The sequence below is a fragment of the Pontibacter sp. FD36 genome (genome assembly GCF_015686655.1).
Taxonomy (GTDB): Bacteria; Bacteroidota; Bacteroidia; order Cytophagales; family Hymenobacteraceae; genus Pontibacter.
In genome coordinates this window covers 146931-164824 of sequence record NZ_JADPMP010000003.1, presented here as the reverse complement: position 1 = coordinate 164824, position 17894 = coordinate 146931, and the positions used below count along the sequence as shown (strand labels likewise).

15 protein-coding genes and 1 tRNA gene are annotated in these 17894 nt (G+C 48.8%); 5 read left to right on the top strand and 11 right to left on the bottom strand.

Going from position 1 to position 17894, the window contains the following annotated elements; all coding sequences use genetic code 11:
* Positions 1 to 87: 87 nt before the first annotated feature.
* The 5 genes from I0P70_RS05420 to I0P70_RS05400 form a co-directional block, all read right to left on the bottom strand.
* The gene (locus tag I0P70_RS05420; protein WP_196115270.1) at positions 88 to 681 is read right to left on the bottom strand and encodes a PAS domain-containing protein; all 594 of its coding nucleotides are present in this window, start codon (positions 679 to 681) and stop codon (positions 88 to 90) included.
* A gap of 301 nt (positions 682 to 982) precedes the next feature.
* Positions 983 to 1657, bottom strand: a complete 675-nt coding sequence (locus tag I0P70_RS05415; protein WP_196115267.1) for a type II CAAX prenyl endopeptidase Rce1 family protein — start codon at positions 1655 to 1657, stop codon at positions 983 to 985.
* 120 nt (positions 1658 to 1777) lie between these two features.
* Entirely contained in the window at positions 1778 to 2164 is a 387-nt protein-coding gene (locus I0P70_RS21445) for a LytTR family DNA-binding domain-containing protein (protein ID WP_196115264.1), read from the bottom strand.
* Positions 2165 to 2210: 46 nt separating this feature from the next.
* Positions 2211 to 2663: a hypothetical protein gene (locus I0P70_RS05405; RefSeq protein WP_196115262.1), complete on the bottom strand. Its 453-nt coding sequence runs from the start codon at positions 2661 to 2663 to the stop codon at positions 2211 to 2213.
* A 341-nt stretch (positions 2664 to 3004) separates the two neighbouring features.
* Positions 3005 to 4060 (bottom strand): acyloxyacyl hydrolase, encoded by a 1056-nt coding sequence (locus I0P70_RS05400; RefSeq protein ID WP_196115260.1) that lies wholly within the window; start codon positions 4058 to 4060, stop codon positions 3005 to 3007.
* Positions 4061 to 4630: 570 nt separating this feature from the next.
* Between I0P70_RS05400 and I0P70_RS05395 the strand changes: the two genes are divergently transcribed.
* Complete coding sequence (locus I0P70_RS05395; protein ID WP_196115257.1) at positions 4631 to 6037, top strand: P-loop NTPase fold protein; 1407 nt, start codon at positions 4631 to 4633, stop codon at positions 6035 to 6037.
* Between the two features lie 111 nt (positions 6038 to 6148).
* Here I0P70_RS05395 and I0P70_RS05390 read toward each other — a convergent pair.
* The 4 genes from I0P70_RS05390 to I0P70_RS05375 form a co-directional block, all read right to left on the bottom strand.
* Positions 6149 to 6232: transfer RNA gene (locus tag I0P70_RS05390), tRNA-Leu, on the bottom strand.
* A 22-nt stretch (positions 6233 to 6254) separates the two neighbouring features.
* Positions 6255 to 6785, bottom strand: coding sequence for a Fe-S protein assembly co-chaperone HscB (gene hscB, locus I0P70_RS05385; protein WP_196115254.1), 531 nt, complete (start codon positions 6783 to 6785; stop codon positions 6255 to 6257).
* 148 nt (positions 6786 to 6933) lie between these two features.
* Complete coding sequence (locus tag I0P70_RS05380) at positions 6934 to 7224, bottom strand: putative quinol monooxygenase (RefSeq protein ID WP_196115252.1); 291 nt, start codon at positions 7222 to 7224, stop codon at positions 6934 to 6936.
* Between the two features lie 164 nt (positions 7225 to 7388).
* Positions 7389 to 8165, bottom strand: a complete 777-nt coding sequence (locus tag I0P70_RS05375) for an S-adenosyl-l-methionine hydroxide adenosyltransferase family protein (RefSeq protein ID WP_196115249.1) — start codon at positions 8163 to 8165, stop codon at positions 7389 to 7391.
* 98 nt (positions 8166 to 8263) lie between these two features.
* On the opposite strand from I0P70_RS05375, the gene I0P70_RS05370 reads away from it, so the two are divergent.
* From I0P70_RS05370 to I0P70_RS05360, 3 genes are read left to right on the top strand one after another with little or no spacing between them, the layout of a single operon-like run.
* Entirely contained in the window at positions 8264 to 9292 is a 1029-nt protein-coding gene (locus I0P70_RS05370; protein ID WP_076422318.1) for a PhoH family protein, read from the top strand.
* Between the two features lie 21 nt (positions 9293 to 9313).
* Positions 9314 to 9742, top strand: coding sequence for a GNAT family N-acetyltransferase (locus I0P70_RS05365; RefSeq protein WP_196115246.1), 429 nt, complete (start codon positions 9314 to 9316; stop codon positions 9740 to 9742).
* A complete protein-coding gene (locus tag I0P70_RS05360; protein ID WP_230392014.1) occupies positions 9742 to 11847 on the top strand; it encodes a ComEC/Rec2 family competence protein in 2106 nt (701 codons plus the stop codon). Before I0P70_RS05365 ends, I0P70_RS05360 begins: the two co-directional genes overlap by 1 nt.
* A 62-nt stretch (positions 11848 to 11909) precedes the next feature.
* On the opposite strand, the gene I0P70_RS05355 is transcribed toward I0P70_RS05360, so the two are convergent.
* Both I0P70_RS05355 and I0P70_RS05350 read right to left on the bottom strand, forming a co-directional pair.
* Complete coding sequence (locus I0P70_RS05355; protein WP_196115243.1) at positions 11910 to 13241, bottom strand: amidohydrolase family protein; 1332 nt, start codon at positions 13239 to 13241, stop codon at positions 11910 to 11912.
* A gap of 91 nt (positions 13242 to 13332) precedes the next feature.
* A complete protein-coding gene (locus I0P70_RS05350) occupies positions 13333 to 16362 on the bottom strand; it encodes an amidohydrolase family protein (protein ID WP_196115231.1) in 3030 nt (1009 codons plus the stop codon).
* A 229-nt stretch (positions 16363 to 16591) separates the two neighbouring features.
* Between I0P70_RS05350 and I0P70_RS05345 the strand changes: the two genes are divergently transcribed.
* Complete coding sequence (locus I0P70_RS05345; protein WP_196115229.1) at positions 16592 to 17725, top strand: BamA/TamA family outer membrane protein; 1134 nt, start codon at positions 16592 to 16594, stop codon at positions 17723 to 17725.
* The last annotated feature ends 169 nt before the right edge of the window (positions 17726 to 17894 follow it).

Here is a 17894-nt window from a genome sequence, read left to right as displayed (position 1 = left end):
ATTGGAAACCTGGGTGCAGTGGAAAACACGCTTTACCTAAGCGCACGGGTACGCAGAGGCATGATTGTAAGTGGCGAAACTTTTCGGTCAGCTGTTATTTTGCTTGGATGCGGCATCTTTTATGACAGCGTCTAATTGCTGGCAGTTATCGATGAGCATGTTACAGATATTCTGAAGGTTTTGATCCAGCTCCATATGCTCCAGCACCTTAGCCAGCCCCATGATGTTTGCCAAAGGTCTTCTGACTATATGGGACTGGTAAAAAGCAATCTCTTTCAGCAAGGATTTTGCGTCCTTGAGTTGCTCATGAGATGCCGTATAATCAGTTATATCGTAACCCAGGCAGAACATGCCGGCAGGATTACCTTCTTCGTCCAACAAAGCCTTGTATTCCCACTGTGTAATCAGGTAGCCACCTTTGCCATCATGTTTGCGGATCGTGGCCGGGAAGGTACTATCGGGTTGCGCAAAGCATTTGGCAGCAACCTCTGCACAGACTTTAGTATCGTCCGGGTGCATCGTAACTTCATAGGACTGCCCGATAATACAGCCATGAATGCCCTGAAAGGCATTGTTGTAGCAGTTGTTCACATAGGTATACCTTCCCTCCATATTGGTGGTAATAATGTAGTAGAAGGTGGAGTTCTCCAGCAGCTGTTTCGTTTCTTCAAAACTCGTCATCTAACAAAACTAAAAGAATTTTGGTCTAAAATAGTGAAGGCTCAAAATTATTTCAATACATAGACTGCTACTATGCGAGCAGGGTTTTCTCCACTCTTAAGTAAGCGTTACCCATTTCACAACCTCTTTTCGGAATGCTATTACTGCCAGGCAGCCTTAAGGTGCTAAGGAATTTGCTGACTGAATATGAAAACCAGGACTTCTGGGTTTTGACGGTTGCTGAAAGACAGAAACAGCATCTGTCTCAAAATCATGAGCTCGTATTACCCTTGTTGTTGTATTAATGCGCGAGTCACTTCTTTTAGTATTGCGAGGGCATGATCAGGAAGAGTGATAAATCTACTACAAAATGACAAATGATGTTGAGCCATAGGTTGCGCTTCCAGAAGTATAGCAGCGTCAGCAAGATCCCCCCTACCGTCACGAAAAGCAAGTGCGCCACTCCCCATGCCAAATGCGACATTATGAAGATCAAAAGTGGCAGTACCGCTGCAACTACTTTGTTGTTGGTGATCAGCAACAAGCGCTCTATCAGAAAGCCTCTGTTTAAAATCTCATCCGTTACACCTGCGCGTAAGGCCAATAAACAAAGTATTGGCACTGGCAGCGCCCCTATGGCTTTGAACATTTCTGTCGCTACCGGCACCTCCAACCAGATCAGTGTTCCATAGATTACCGGAAAGGAAAGGAATAGGGCCGCTGCAAACACGATAGCCCAACCCGCATCTTTAAGTGTAAATCGCTGAAAGCCGATAGAGGAAAAAGGCTTGCGCTCCCACACACGCACAATAATAAGTATGGCCAAGGTAAGGCCCCAAAAGAAGAGCTCGGAACCAATAAAGCCGAGTTTTAGGTAGCTGGCCAATAGCACGAGCATAGTAGGCCCCAGCAAGGCCAATACAACACCTGAAACGGTCGCTACCGGAATTTTGGTTTTTACTTGAGGCTGGCTTTTGGTTTTTACATTTGTGATCATTGTCTTAAATTTTGATGTGAAACAATGACCCAAAGGAGAAATAAAAAAATGCTGATTCCGAAGAATCTGAGCTGTTTTAGACTGAATGGTAGGTAATATTTGCCTGAATGGTCAGCCAGTTTAGTGGTGCATCTCTCCCCTGAACCACTCTCTGAATTCAGCGGCCTTGTAGCGACTTATCGTTTCTTCCTTTACAGGCTGTCCTTTTGCCTCCAAAAGTACCAGGAGTTTGTAATTGGCATCTTTGCGCACTGACTTGATGGACTGCTTGTGTGCTATGACCTGACGACTGATCTTAAAAAAGAAAGCAGGGTTCAGCAACTCTTCCAACTCGGCCAGTGTGTACTGGGTGATAAGCCTTCTGCCCACTCTGGTCATGGCAAAAACAACTTTCTGTTCGGTATAAAAGTAGGCTATCTCCCGGTAAGGTAGTTGCAGCTCCTCGTTTCCCGTTTTTACATACACATAGTTATGGAAGGCATCTGCCTCTTCTGAAGATTCGGGCACAGCACGAGCTGGATTCGCCGAAACAGAAGCAGGTGCTTGTTGCGACCTAAATTGCCAGTACCTGTATACCTGCAAGCTCAGGAAAACGCATATTAATCAATAGCGAAAACAGAAGCGATAGCAAAAGACCGACTACGAAGGCGTAGACGCTAAAGGGTACTTTGTATATCCAGACGGTAACACTGGGCGCGAACACCGTATAAAATAATGCGGTGAAGGACATATTAATGGCGAGCACCTGCCATATCAGTCTCAAAGAGAAACCCTCTTCATAGAGTTTCCGCTCATACAGGTGCTTGAAATTCCATATCTGTATCTCCCACAGAAAGAGTGTGCCCAGAAAATGAACCAGAAAGTCCTGAAGCGGGAAAACGTAATCAGGGCCGAAAGGCAGGTTTTCACTCGACCGCAAATGTACCACTCCCAACACCAAGACAGCAATGATCAGGACGTACACCCTCCTGCTCAGGAACCTCCTAATATGATTAACAGCCTGCATTGTGAACTAGCTTAAAACCTTATTAAATATAGGCTGCAACAGTATACTTTCCTATAGCTGGTTAGAGTTCGGTTGAGGAAAATACCTTATGCCGACTAGTGTACTTAAACTTGTATTGTGATACTGCCTTGTTTGCCGAGAGCTTACTAAATAGGTCTATGGATGTAAAATACCTCCCTTATTATTTGATCAAAATAAACCCACCCTGAAAACATCTTCCGAGAGACGTATGCAGAAGTTTTACGCCAGTATACTGTCTCAACTAACTTGTGTTTATGCAGGCCTGATTGACCTGATCAGTAGTTGGAGCTTATTAGGTTTTAAGCTGCACGTCCTGCCCATCACAGATGCAAACCAAAGCCCCACTCAATAACATGAGCAGAACGGGTATGCGCCAAAAGCATCACGCCGGCAGAAACGTTTTGATGGAGGCTATACTTCAGGCCATACCGCTGGTAGTAGCTGGGGTATAAACCGTAGGGCTGGTGCACGTAGCGCCCCAACTGAAAAACAAACGACAGCTTATCCAGGTGCAGCTCGTGGCCGACAGTCACGCCTGACAGCGACTGGTCCAGCACTTCGTCTGGTACAGGCTGACTCTTGTTTATAAATTCTTCCCGCACTGCCGTATTGTAGAAGCCATCAGCACCGAATAAGAGCGCGCTCTTCTGCGACAGTCTTTTGCTGGCGTATACCGAGAGACTGTACATGGGATGTTTTTCATCTATCCTCAATACTTCCTTCACGCCGCCTGCCAGTCTCAGGTTAAGACGGAGCCGCTTGTCCAAAAGAGCAGCCGTGGTGTCCGGCACATCCAGCAGCCTAACTTCCCTTGGCTGGTACCGCACGCCCACACCTATTAAGGGGAAATTCATGCCATTATTTGGTTTGTTGAGAGCGCCGTTGGAAAAATGCCGGAAAGCTAAGTTAAGGTTCAGGTATATATGCTCCTTTATTGGAAACTCATAGCGTACAGTTCCCCGAAGCGCAAAGGTAAACTTGCTTCCAATAGCCATGTTTTGCTCGTTTACACCGGGTGTATAGTGGCGGGTGGAGTACACCAAGCCAGTACCGAGGTTAAAGCGCAGACTGCTTTTTTTAAACCGTAAAAGCGTATTATCCAGGTACGTTGTCAACGAAACCGCTTCTCCCAGTTCGACCGGAACACCATAGTTGTAGTATGATAGCGCAAAGCCTACCTGTGGGTGATTGTATTGCCTCTCCCAGTTATGCTTGCCAATGGTATGTTTATTGGCGTATACCTCGACCGCGTAAGGGTGCGTGAAGTTAAGCACTGACAGCCCGCTTCTGTAACGAAAAAGAGTACCGTAATAAGCATTGGCCCCAACTGACCACGGGGCTTTAGTGGAAGCAGTTATTTCAGAGGGTTGGGCCAATACAGCTTCGGAACAGCAAAAAGTAAACAACAGGCATAGCGCCAAAACTTGTAAAGGGTGCCTCATAGAGTGTGGTGATAACTACAGTAGGTAGGGCTAGCGAGGCCAGTCGCCTGCACCCTCCCGGGAAAACAAAGCTATTCAATAAGGTACAGAAAAGCCTAGAAAAGCTTGTTATTAAAATAAAGCCGTGTAAAGATGTCAGGTATGGAATTGCTCAAAGTCTACATCAGCTTTTTATACTGATTATGACTTTATAGAAAGGCTAAGAAGAGATGAAAGAAGTACTTATCAAGTTGTGTAAAATTTAACAGGTACAGCATAAAGCTTTGGATATTGTAGCTTATAATTTAAATAGTTTTAATATATTGATATATAAATTACTGTATCCAGAAAGATTAGAAGCCTATCAAGATCATTTAGTGTTAACACTAAAAGGAATAGCTAAATGTTCACAACTCCCAGATTCACTGATGTTTCTATGTACTTAACACTCGCTTTGGTATTCTCACCATCGGTATAATCAATGTTTTATAGCTTCCTTAGACCTAATCATAAAATAAATAGAAGATGTCCCTTAAGCATAATGAGCTAATTGTTAATCCAGAAAACCCATTTGAAAACTGTAAACTTGGTCGAGCTAAATATGCTAATGTGTTAAATAGTATAATAGAAAGCCACCCTAAAGGTTTTGTTTTAGCCATCAATAATAAATGGGGGACAGGGAAAACTACATTTATTAAAATGTGGGAGCAAGATTTAAAAAACCAATCATTACAAACAATCTATTTTAACGCTTGGGAGAATGACTTTGAGGACAATCCTCTAATTGCTCTTATGGGGGAATTGAAGGCGATAACAAAGGAAACAGCTAAAGACCATTTTAAAAAAGTATTAAAAAATGCTGCACCTTTATCCAAAAACATTGTCCCGCTTATAGTTGCAGCAGTTGCCGATAGATATATCAACATAAAGCTTTTAAATGAGGCAGTCGTAGGAGTCTCTGAAAGTATAACCGATATCTTCGAAAATGAAGTTAAAGACTATGTGAATAAAAAAGATAGTGTAAAAGAATTTCGCCATAGCCTATCAGAATTTATCCATAAAACTAATAAAGGTAAACCGCTCATATTCTTCGTAGATGAGTTGGACCGTTGCCGCCCCAATTATGCTGTCTCGATTCTTGAACAAATCAAGCACTTCTTTTCAGTTTCTAATATTGTGTTTGTACTGTCAATCGATAAAACACAGTTAGGAAATGCCATACGTGGAGTCTATGGAAGCGAGTATATTGATACTGATGATTATTTAAGGAGATTCATTGACATAGAGTATTCAATTCCAGAACCCGAAAAAGGCATATATTATAAGTATCTATACGAATACTTTGAATTTGATAGTTTTTTTGCATCAGACCATAGAAAGAACAATAGAGAACTTGGTTCCGATAAGAATGAATTCCTGCAAGTATCAGAAATATTATTTGATGGCACAGCAATTTCTTTAAGGCAACAAGAAAAAATATTCGCCCATGCACGGCTTGCTTTAAGAAGTTTCAAAACCCTTGAGTATGTAATACCTATTGTATTTTTACTTCTGACCTACATAAAGTTGACAAATGAAAAGCTGTACAATCAAATAAAAAGTAAATCGCTAAGCTTAGAGGAATTACAAGAACATTTTAAAGGAATTGTAAAGAAGAACATAACAGGAGAGCGAGAAAGGTCTTTAATGTGGATTGAAGCACAACTAGTACTTTATTACAATAATCATCTTTATAGTTCGTATGATACAAGCCGTATATACAAGAATGATAGTTCAGAAAAGAAATTACTTTTAAAGTCAACTATAAATCCTGAAAAAGACGGTGAATTCTTAGAATCTTTTGAAAGGTTTGAAAGAACAAGAAATGTCAGTCATCTAGATATGGGGCATTTCATGAATAAGATAGATCTAACTACTAACATTCAGCTATAAAAAGAGCTAAAAATGATACGGAATATCAAATAGGAAAATAAAATATTCCGTCCCCTACACCATCCCCGAAAAACAAAAAAGCCCTGCAGACTCACATCTGCAGGGCTCTTGTACCTTGGGCCGGAGTCGAACCGGCACGAGTGTAACCTCATTGGTGTTTGAGACCAACGCGTCTACCAATTCCGCCACCAAGGCATTAATCCTACCTGATCGACTATCAGGAACGGGTTGCAAACTTAGATAAAGTTTCCTGAATACGCAACAAATATTTTTTCTTCAAATAGTAGGTTTTTACCTCCTCCAGGGCCTCTTCTTTGGTAACTCCATGAAGGTCAGGGTATCGCTGCAATACCGGCAGGATATCATTTTCTAAAGCAGCCATCGTACCCGAGCTCTTCTCCCCTATTTCATGCAGCTTAGCGGCGTCGAAGTCGAACTCAAGCTCCATCAGCTCCTCGTTGATCTCCATCATCTCCATCAGGAAATCGCCCGGCAGCTCGTTCTTACCTTCCTCCAGCAGACCGTGCTCTTTGAGGATGTACTGCATGCGCAGGTCGGCATCGCTGAGGGTACTGTAGGCATTGGTATTGAGCGTGGAGAGCTCCAGGATCTTTTGCTGCGTGCCCAGGTCCTCGTTCGCGTAAAAGTCTGGGTGGTACTCGCGGCTCAGCTCGTAGTAGCGTCGCTTGATCGCTTTCTCGTCGGGCAGGAAACTCTCAGGTATATGGTAAAACTCGAAGTAATTCATAGTTAGTAGAAATCTTTAGAAGTTAAATCCATCAGGTATACGCTGAACGGTTATCAGTGGCAGGTATATCTGGCAAAGGTACAGGAAAAGCAATTGGATTGTTTAAACTATCCTACACAACACGGCTATACCTATTGGTTAGATACCGCTAAATGTTTACGGACACATGCGACCAAGCCTGCGGCTTATCAGCAAACAGCGCCTTGGTGGCTTTCCATACCTGCCCAAAGAGCTCGGAGTCGCGGTAGTTGTTGAGGTGCTCCTCGGAGTCCCATAGGCTGTAGGTGCTGTAAATATTGGGGTGGTTCAGGTCCTGCAGCAGTTCTACATGGTTGCAGCCGTCAAAAGCCCTGATCTTATCTTTTGAGTTGCGGAAAATTTCCAGAAAATCGGCTGTCTTCTCTGGCTGAAAGGTCATGCGTACAATGCGGATTAACATGGGGTGAGTTAGTGAATGAGTGGTTGAGTGAATGAGTGATTTAGTGAGTTCCGAGCAAGCGTATTTTAGATTGTTCATAACTGACCAAATTTTTAATCAAAATTAGTCACCTATCCTCTCCATCAAAAATAAATTAATTAATCACTCATTCACTCAACCCAAAACTAAGCTCCCGGATAAAAGCGCACATCTACCTGCGAGTCGAAGTCAAGGCCGAGCAGCTCGGCGGCGTTGCCTTTGTTGATGCCGATGCAGAGCTGGCCGAGGTGGTTGTAGAGGCAGCAGCAGTCGCCGTCTTCTACCTGGGTATAGTTCTGGTGGATGCGGCCTACCGTTTCGCGGCCGAAATGCACGGTGTAGGTGCGGCCATGGGCAATGGTCTCGACACTGTCTTTGGTAATGTTAGTGATCAGGTTGCCATAGCGGTCCACATGAATGACGTGCCCTGTTATGGAGTGATCGTTGAGTCGCAACTGGCGGTTAAGCAGCTGCTTATATGAGGTGGTTCGCTCGCCCAGCACGTCGATGTCGCCGCCTTTGGCCAGGTATAGCGCAGCAGGAGCCAGCAGATTCTTGGCTGGGAAAGGAAGCAGTTCCTCGTCCGTCTGCAACTCCACCACCACTTCCGGCTCCCCGTCTGTCAGCAACGAAAGCAGCCCGTTGTCAGCGAGTAGAAAGTAGTGGCCCTTGTACTTTGCAGCATGGTATTTGCCCTGTTTACAACCGTGCGTGTCTACAGCCACCAGGTGCACCGTGCCTTCCGGGAACTCCCCGAACACCGAACCGATGATGTACTCGGCCTGCGGGATGTTAAATGGTTCGATCCCATGGGAAATATCCACGATATGGGCCTGAGGCTGCAGGGACAGCATGGCGGCCTTTACAGCAGCCACGTAATGATCGGTGTAGCCAAAGTCTGAGGTAAACGTAATTACAGCCATAGAGCGAACTATAATTTGAGTAGATTTGTAATCTATATGTAACAATTTTAGCTAATTTACAGAATATATTACCAACGTACTATATATAACATAAACATTTGGTAGAGAAAGTAATAACATTAGAGAATATCTCTCTTATCGATTTTCTGGGGACAGAGAATCAGAATATCAAGCAGCTTGCAGCCGCTTTTCCGAGCAGCAAGATCATATCCAGAGGTAACGAAATTAAAATTCAGGGCCAGACGCCTGAGATAACCAAGATACACGAGATTCTTTCTTCACTGATCGATCATTATCACAAGTTCGGGAAGATTACGCATAACAGCGTAAATAGATACCTTTCTTCTGATCCTTTTACGGATGAGGAGGTAATCGTGACTTCGCCGGATGTGATCGTGTACGGTAGCAAAGGAGGCATCATCAAGGCCAAAACACCAAACCAGAAAAAGCTGGTAGACCTGGTGGAAAACAATGACCTGGTGTTTGCGCTGGGGCCTGCGGGTACCGGTAAGACCTACATCTCGGTGGCTATGGCCGTGCGCGCGCTCAAAAACAAAGAGGTAAAGAAGATCATCATCTCCCGCCCTGTGGTGGAAGCCGGCGAAAACCTGGGCTTCCTGCCAGGTGACATGAAGGAGAAGGTGGACCCGTATCTGCGCCCGATCTATGACGCCCTTGAGGACATGATCCCGATGGAAAAGTTGAAATACTACCAGGAAAGCAAGATCATTGAGATCGCACCGCTGGCTTACATGCGTGGACGTACCCTGAGCAATGCCTTTGTGTTGCTGGACGAGGCACAGAACACGACGCCGGCCCAGATCAAGATGTTCCTGACCCGTATGGGCCCGACTTCGAAGGTGATGATCAACGGTGACCGCTCGCAGATTGACTTGCCGCACAGACAAAAGTCTGGCCTGATCGATGCCCTGCATACCTTGCGCAATGTGAAAGGTATCGGTTTTATCGAGATGCAGCCGGAGGACGTGATGCGTCACCGCCTGGTGCGTGACATCGTGGACGCCTATACACAGGCTGACGAGGCACGTCTGTCTGCCAAGCTGGAAGCTGAAGCCGCCGAAGAAGGCAAGCCTGTTTCAGTGAATGGCCGCAAAAAGAAGGTATAGCTGCTGATCTGATAACACAAGATGATTGAGGTAATACGTGCTGAGCGCGAGCAGGATAGGTCTGCCGCGTTCAACATACGTGAACAGGTATTTGTAGAAGAGCAGCAGGTACCGCGTGAGGCGGAGCGTGATCAGTTTGAATCGACTGCCCGTCACTACCTGGCCACCTGCGAAGGTATAGCCTGTGGGGCTGCCCGCTGGCGACAGACTGATCAGGGTATAAAGCTGGAGCGCTTTGCTGTGCTGGCCAGCTACCGCAACCGACAGGTAGGTGCTGCGCTGTTGCAGGCCGTGCTACGGGACGTACAGGCAGACCATGCGGACAGCAAGGTATACCTGAATGCGCAGTTACCGGCTGTTAATTTCTACAAGCGCCACGGCTTTGTTGCCGAAGGTGATATGTTCACCGAGTGCGACATACAGCACTACAAAATGGTGTATAAGGGCTGATGAAACGGTGGGCTCCCTACCCATTCGTTCGCATTACCTTTAGCTTTATAGCAGGTATACTCGTGTACCTGCATACAGGCAAAGAGTTCAGGTATAGCCCGGAGCTCTTTGCCTTTTTTGTTGCCTTATACCTGGCGCTATACCTGATCGCACGGAAGGCGAAAACGGTAGAGGCCAACACGCTGGCAGGTATAGCCGGGCTCCTCTGTTTCGCGGCCGCTGGCATGTGGGCCACGCACCTGCACATTGATTCGCATCACCCGCAGCACCTGCGCAATTTGCCTGGTCAGCCCGCTTACTACGTCGGTGTGGTGGATGATTACGTGGTGCAAAAACCTGGTTACCAGAACACGGTGCTGCAGGTAGAGCAGGTGCAGGTAAACGGACAGTGGCAATCCGCCGAAGGCAAGGTGCAACTCTCTGTGCCCCACGATTCACAGCAGGAGTACGAGCTTGCCTACGGCGACCGGCTTTTGATCAAAGGCACACCGCTACCTGTCGCGCCGCCCGCCAATCCGAACCAGTTTGACTACCGCGCCTTTCTGGCGAACAAGCAGATTCACCACCGTCAATTCCTGCAGGCACACCAGTTTCAAAAAGTCGAATCCGACCCATCAAACCCGCTGCTGTACTTCAGTATTTACCTGCGCCGCCAACTCGACGCTTTGCTGAAAGAGTCTATCGACGAGCGACGGGAGTATGGCATTTCCTCTGCCCTGATCCTGGGTGTGAAAGACGAGCTCGACAATTCCATCCGCGATGCCTACGCCCAGACCGGCACCATGCACGTGCTGGCGGTGTCGGGTCTGCATGTCGGGCTGATCTACGGCATTCTGGCCTTTCTGCTGGCTGGCTTCAAGCGAACGCCTAAGCAACGGGTAGTTTATGCCACTGTCATCCTGAGCGTGCTCTGGCTTTACGCTTTCATTACAGGCCTCTCCCCTTCCGTGCTGCGGGCTGCTTTCATGTTCAGCCTGATCACGCTGGCGATGGTCTCCAGGCGGCAGCACAACATCTACAACACCCTTGCCATTGCCGCTTTTGCGTTGCTGTGGTACAACCCTTATTTCCTGTTGGAGGTAGGCTTTCAGCTCTCGTTCCTGGCGCTGCTCGGCATCGTATACCTGCAACCAAGATTTTACAAGCTGCTGGAGTTCGAAAACAGGATTCTGGATAAGGGATGGGCACTCTTTACAGCGGCTTTGGCAGCGCAACTGGCTACTTTCCCGCTGGGGCTATACTACTTTCACCAGTTTCCGGTCTATTTCTGGCTGGCCAACCTGCTGGTGGTGCCTGCCGCTACACTGGTGCTTTATTCTGGTGTAGCTGCTCTGTTCCTTTCCTGGGTGCCGCTGCTCAGCTCGCTGCTGTTTAAAGTACACTTTGCTATCACCTGGAGCATGAACGAATTCAACCTGCGGGTTAACCAGCTGCCACAGGCTGTCATCAACGGCATCGACATCAGCGTCTCCCAAGCCTGGCTACTCTATACCTTGCTGCTCTTGCTTATCCTGTTCTTCGCCTACAAACAGCTCCGCTACTTTACCCTGGCAACTGTAATTGTGGCGGTATTGGCGGTGCAGGAGGTCATGGAGATGGCGGCTCAGCGCGACCAGCGTAGTCTGGTGGTATACAACATGCGCAATGCCACCGCTTTCAGCTTTCTGCAGGGGCAACAGGCGACTATTGTGAGCAGCCAACCGCTCGCTCCGCAGAATTATACCTTCAACATACAACCCTACCTCTGGCACAAAGGTGTGTCGCAAGCCGCTACCTGTACCTTCGCAGATGCTTCAAAGACAGGTATAAGCCACGTAGTACTGCCCGACAGCAACAGTCTGCTGGTATGGCAAGGCAAGCGCCTGCTGGTGGTATCTAAGCCCATTAAAGTGAAGCCGCTGCCGGACTTTGAAGTAGATTACCTGCTGCTCACGCAGAACGTCCGTGTAAAGCCAGAGGAGCTACAGCCTTTCCGCTTCAAGCAACTCGTGCTCGACGCCTCCAATGCACCCTGGTACCTGCAGCGCCTGAAGCCACAATTAGCAGCAGCAGGGATAGCATTTTATGATGTGACGGAGCAGGGAGCATTGTTAGTGGAGTTGTAAAACAAAAAGCGCTGCCCCAGCAGGACAGCGCTTTTCTATTTAAGGTGAGAGAAAATAAATCTTTATTTCTGAGCTTTTGGACCTGTTGTTACAGGCTGCTCAGTCTGGTACTTGCCGTTGAACTTCTCATACAGGTACTTCTGCTTGTCGTTCAGGTCGATCTTGCGGCCCTGGATGAAGGCGTGTGTTACGTTGTTGGTGCGCATATCCAGGATATCACCGGCTGAAACCACGATGGTCGCGTCTTTGCCAACCTCTACGGAACCAACCTCTTTGTCTACACCCAAAATCTTAGCGGTGTTCAGCGTGATCGCCGACAATGCCTGCTCCTTATCCAGACCGTGCGCTACGGCAGTACCGGCTATGAAAGGCAGGTTGCGGATACCGTGCGTGCTTAGGTCGTAGTCCAGCGCGAAAGGTATACCAGCCTGCTGCAATAGGTATGGCGTCTTGTAAGGCATGTCCACATCCTCGTCAGAACGGGAAGGCAGGGCATGCACACCTGAGTAGATCACAGCAATGTTGTTTGCCTTCAGGAAATCGGCTACGGCAACCGCGTCACGGGCACCTACTACCACGATGTCCTTCACGCCGTGCTGCTTCACGAAGTTCACGCCTTCGATGATCTCTTTGCCATAGTTAGCATGTAGGTATAGCTTTTTGGAACCATCGAACAGACCCGTCAGTGAAGTAAGCTTCAGGTTCTCTTTCTCGTTTTTAGCTTGCTTGTATACCGAGGCGTCGCGCAGCAACTGACCCAGTTCAGCAATGGCTTCTTCGCGCTGCTGCCCCATGTTGGCCATGCGCGGGTTCGGGGCGCCCCCTGTGTTGATGATCATGTTTGGCCAGCTCAGGTGTATACCTATGTCGGCTTTCACGATGGCATCTTCCCAGTTCCAGGCATCCAGTTGCACCACCGAAGACGAGCCGGAAATGGTTCCGCCCACCGGTGTTACCTGCGTCATCAAAACGCCATTGGCACGAATGGTTGGCACAATATCAGAGTCGGTATTGTAAGCCACCACAGCACGTACGTTCGGGTTAAACTGCCCTACTTCGCGCATGTCTAGTGTAGCTCGCACACTCTCAATTTCGTTCAGACCCAGTTGTGCGTTTGGCTGGATCAGGCCCGGGTAAATGTGCTGTCCGGCCACGTCGATCACTTCGTGCCCGTTGCGGTTCGCACCACTCAGCGGACCAGCGTAGGTGATCTTGCCATTGTCAAAACCAACGGCGGCATTCTCTACCACTTTGCCATTCCCCACATGCAGGGTGGCGCCTGTTAGCAACACAGGCTTGCTTTGCTTCGCAGCCGGCACCGGCACCTGCGCAAAGGCAGGCACGCTCAGCATAAATGCTACGATCGCTGAAATATATCTCTTATGAATTTTCATCTTTTGTATTGTTAGATTGCTGCATTGTTAAATTGTTGACTCGCAGCGCGATTTTCACAATCCCCAAACAGCAATTTAGTCATTTAACAATTTAGTAAGCCAAATACTCCTCTTCCTCGTGGTGCTCTACGTCCTCGCAGTGTACCACAGCGGCTCTGCTTCTTGGAGGAGCCTGTGTTCTGGCGCCGGATGTTTTGGCCTGCAGCATTTTCTGCACCAGACGCATACGCTCTTTCTCCAGTTCGGTGCGCAGTTGCGTGTCACGCTCCAGGTCGTAGTAAGCGATGCCATCCACAAAAGTCTTCTCAGCACGAGCGTAGATAGAGAGCGGGTTGTTGTTCCACAGTACCACGTCAGCGTCTTTGCCTACTTTGATGCTACCCATGCGGTCATCAAGGTGCAGGAGTTTGGCCGGATTCAGGGTCACCATTTTGAGGGCGTCCTCTTCGCTCACACCAGCGTACTTCACGCTCTTGGCAGCTTCCTGGTTCAGACGGCGGGCCATCTCAGCATCATCAGAGTTAATGGCTGTCGTTACGCCCAAGTGGTGCATGATGCCAGCGTTCTGCGGAATCGCATCTTTCACTTCCATCTTGTAAGCCCACCAGTCCGCGAAGGTTGATCCGCCGGCACCGTGGTCACGCATCTTGTCAGCTACTTTATAACCTTCCAGGATGTGCGTAAAGGTGTTCACTTTGAAGCCCATCTGATCGGCTACTTTGATCATCATGTTGATCTCGGACTGCACATAAGAGTGGCAGGTAATATGGCGCTTGCCGTTCAGGATCTCTACCAGTGTCTCCAACTCAATGTCGCGACGCGGCTCACCAGCAGCAGCTTTCTGCTTCTTCGACATTTTGTTATAGTTGGCCCAGGTCTGCTGGTACTCTTTCGCACGCTGGAAAGCATCTACGTATACCTGCTCCACGCCCATACGGGTCTGCGGGAAGCGTACATTGTGCGAAGGAGCGCGGTTGGAGTGCTTCACGTTCTCACCCAATGCGAATTTGATAAAGCCATCGGCATTCTCTACAAACAGCTCCTCCGGGCTCTTGCCCCAGCGCAGCTTGATGATAGCTGACTGACCACCGATCGGGTTAGCCGAGCCGTGCAACAATTGTGAAGTGGTAACACCACCAGCCAGCTGACGGTAGATGTTCGGATCTTCGTGGTTCACCACGTCCATCATGCGTACTTCAGCAGTTACCGCCTGCGTACCTTCGTTCACGCCCTGCAGCGCAATGTGCGAGTGCTCGTCAATGATACCGGCTGTCAGGTGCTTGCCAGTGCCGTCGATCACACGGGCACCCGATTCGCTCAGGTTCTTGCCTACTTTCGCGATCTTGCCATTTTTCAGCACTACGTCAGTATTCTGCAGAATGCCTTCTTTCTCGTTGGTCCATACAGTCGCATTCTTAATCAGCACCGTTTCCTGCTTTGGCAGTTCAGCCTGACCGAAAGCCTGGAACGGATAGATCATGTTGCCGAGCTCCAGTGCTTGTTTTGCTTCTTTGGCCGCGTCTTTCTTTGCCTTCTCGGTCATGGCTTCAGAGAACTTCGCGTTCCACTTCACCGGCGTTGCGTCCGGCAACTGGCCCTCGCCTTGCATGTTCTTATCAGCATACCAGCCGCTGAGGCGGATGGCTTCTTTGCTCTTCTTGTCTTTGTTGAACGACAGGGTTACCAGGTTGCCGCTAACAGAGATCTTACCCGTTACAGTATCCTGACCGATCACTTTCAGCTCCGGCTTCTCAGCAGTGCCTGCAATCTGCAGTCTGCGCTCCGGCTGCTGCCCGATTTTCAAGGTATACACACCTCTATAGTCAGCCGGCACCTCTGTGATCTTGTATTGGTTGCCCTGCACCCAGTTCTCCAGTATCACATTGTCTTCGGCGAACAGGTTGCCGCTCGTGATAATGAAATTGGCCAGTTTGCCTTTGTCGAGGCTACCTACGTGCTTGTCAGCTTTCAGGAGCTGGGCCGGCGTGGCAGTCAACGCTTTCAGGGCCTCTTCTTCTGACAGACCGTACTCGATGGCCTTACGCAGGTTTGGCAGGAAGTCTTTTTTGTCTTTCAGGTCGGCAGTCGTGAAGGCGAAAGGTATACCTGCCTTCTGCAGAGCTGCCGGGTTGGATGGGGCCATTTCCCAGTGCTTCATAGCATCGAGTGGCACACGGCGGGCATCATAAGGATCTTCCACATTGTAAGCCTCCGGGAAGTTAAGAGGCACGATGATCGGGGCATTGGTCGCCTTGATCTCTTTGATCATCTGATACTCGTCGCCGCCACCTTTGATGATGTACTGCTTTCTGAACTCATCGCCTACTTTATCGGCACGCAGTAAGTTCAGTTTGCTGTTGGCTTCGAATATCTGCGGATAGTTGTTGGCACCCGTAAAAGCGGCCAGCGAAATGTTCTGCTCACGGCCCGGGTTCAGGTTATTCCACTGCGCATCGAGGTAGGTCTGGCGCAAGAGTGCGATAGAGCCCATCAGCGAGTTCGGGTAGTCCTGCGGCGAAGAGCCTTTCTCAAACGAAAGCGCAGCTGCTGCCTTGTCCAACAGGATCACTTCGTTTTCACGCTTGTCAGCCAGTGTTACCAGCGTGGCGGTACCACGGGCTATGCCGTCGCGGTGCACGGCCAGTACGGTTCCGAAGCCCAGCTTGCGCATTTCCTCCGCCTGCTTCTTGTCTACTTTGAAGAGTTCCACGGCATTGGTTTCCGGACGGATGGCCTGGTTCCAGTTGAAAGCCCCTTGCTTCGTGGACTCCTCCTGCGGTGGTGACATCCAGCTGCGGCGCTCCACTTTCACCTCTGGCAGACCATAGCTGGTGAACATATCTACCAGCCCCGGGTAGATGTGCTTGCCTTTGGCGTCTACTACCACGGCGCCGGCAGGTACCTGCACTTTGGTGCCCACAGCCTCCACCTTACCATTGCGGATCAGGAGCGTAGCGTTTTCGATTTTGGTTTTGTAATCGGTGTGGATGGTGGCGTTGGTGAGCGCGACAAGACCGCTGCGTTCATCATACACGCCATTGCGCGGAAAGGTCTCCTGCGCCATCGCACTACCTGCTGCTCCCAAAGCGAGACAGGCTGCAATGGTTAAGATTTTTCTCATGTGTCAGATTAAGGTGATTGAGTAGTTTAGATTTAAACATACAATATAGCCATCTTCTGTCTAAAATTCCACGCGTAAAGCTGTTAAAATATTCACAATCACCATAAATAGATCTATTTCAATGTATAGACATTAACAAAACAAGACCGTTCTCATCTGGTTTATACCTGAAAGAGTACTTTACGTATGTACTCCTAATATTTTGAACCCCTATAGAACCAAGGCCTGCATGCGCTTATACCTATACTTCATTCTCCCACTGCTTTTATTCACACTGCTAAAACCTATAACTGCCCTGGCGCAGGAGCACACCACCGAAGAAAAAACACCGAATCCGCCAGAGCCGGAGCGACGCAGCGTCAAAGGGCTTATACCTGCGCCTGTGGTCTATTATACTCCGGACACACGTCTTGGCTTTGGGGCCTCATTATTGGGTTACTTCCGCCTCCGCAGCTACACCGACACCACCTACACCCGTCTTTCTTTGGCCCGACTGGTGGTGGATTACACCCTGAACAAGCAGACCGACCAATGGCTGTACTGGAACATCTTTACCAGAGAGGAGCGCCTGATGCTGCGCGGCGAACTGCGGCACCGCATCTATACCGACCGCTTCTACGGCATCGGCAACGATACGCGAGAAGAGGATCGTGAACTGTATGACTATGACATGATCAGCGCGAAAATAGCGGTGCTCAAAAACGTGGGTTTCCGTAGTTTTCTGGGTCCTGATTTGCAGTTCACGGAATATTATAATGTGGAACTGGAAGAGGGTAGTCAATTGCTTTCCCAGCAAATACCCGGATACAAGACAGGCCGCAATGTAGGTCTGGGCGCGATTTTTCTGATCGACCACCGCAACAACACAGCTTACCCGAGCAAAGGCTTTTACCTGGAGATCTCAGGCTATCACTTCGGTAAGACTTTTGGCAGCGATTTCCGGTACAACAATTTCAACCTGGAATTTAATCGCTACTACGGTCTTGGCAACGACCGCGTACTGGCCACCAACACCATGCTGCGCCTCAATGACGGAGATGTGCCGGTACAGCGCCTGGCCACCGCCGGCGGCGACAAGTTACTTAGAGGCTACGCCCGTAACCGCTTCCACGACGACCACTTTGTAGGCTCACAGGTAGAGTACCGCTTCCCGCTCTTCTGGCGACTAGGAGCCGCCGCTTTCGCAGGTATAGGCGACGTGTTCGACAAACCAGAAGACATCAGCCTGTCCACGATCAAATACTCCATTGGCACTGGCCTTCGCTACGCCATCCGCCCTGACCAGAAATTGAACACCCGTGTGGACGTTGGCTACGGCCGGGAAGGGTTCAATGTATACCTGATGATCGGAGAAGCATTCTAGGGTCAGGATTTTCAGGATTAAAAGATTTACTGGATTCCCATGCACGATTAACACAGCCCTACCCATTTCAAGAGGGGAATTGAGAACGATTGTCATCCCCCTGCCCCCTTCGAAGGGGGACTTAAGTATCTGCCAATTCAAAGGTATAAGTTTTGTAGCTACTGTCACG